At 38.5% G+C, this 673-nt stretch carries 1 protein-coding gene and 1 pseudogene; both read left to right on the plus strand.

Going from position 1 to position 673, the window contains the following annotated elements:
- Positions 1–215, plus strand: a pseudogene (locus H5201_RS22545) (DUF2931 domain-containing protein); the annotation flags it as partial.
- A gap of 87 nt (positions 216–302) precedes the next feature.
- The coding region (locus tag H5201_RS22550; protein ID WP_182768448.1) for a DUF2931 domain-containing protein at positions 303–673 on the plus strand (371 nt) is incomplete at its 3' end.

Here is a 673-nt window from a genome sequence, read left to right on the forward strand (position 1 = left end):
AAAATGGTTATAAATTAGCTAAAAATTTACCTGCTTATGCATGGATAAGCACAGGAGAAGTAGAAGAAAATATCAGGCCTTATTTAATTGTTGGCATGGGGGATAGTGGCGAGATAAAAGTATGGCTATCAAATGCACGATCTGACAGAAATAGAACAGGCCGTGTATTACACGAGCTTGGCTCTGGGCAAGCACAGTGGCGTGAGAATAAATGACCAGTTTTAAACGCCTTTTTACAACCAGCCAGAACAAGATGAAAAGAGTGAGCAATGGCAATCACAATTAATAAATGGATATAGATTATGGACAAGCTCATAAAATCACTCATCACACTTGCTTTAACATTATTTGTAATAGGTTGCTCGTCAACAGGAACAATTGATTACATGGTTGCAGGTGTCGGCACCAAAAATGGCAATGCAATTTGGGGCCGCTCAATAGTATTTGATGATGAGTGGGGGATCCCTTCCGGTGCAATAGAATGCTGTTACGCACAAGCTGGTGGTACGGTAAGTGTTTACGATAAAAAATTCCCAGAAAAAGTAGCCGTTGAATGGTTAGATAAGTCAGAAAATAGAATTTACTTTGGTGAAGTGGCAATAGATAAAAATGGTTATAGGTTAGCTAAAAATTTACCTTCATACACAGCGCATACAGGTAAGGTTTTTAAAGA

Source organism: Pseudoalteromonas sp. SG43-6 (assembly GCF_014164365.1).
Taxonomy (GTDB): domain Bacteria; phylum Pseudomonadota; class Gammaproteobacteria; order Enterobacterales; family Alteromonadaceae; genus Pseudoalteromonas; species Pseudoalteromonas rhizosphaerae.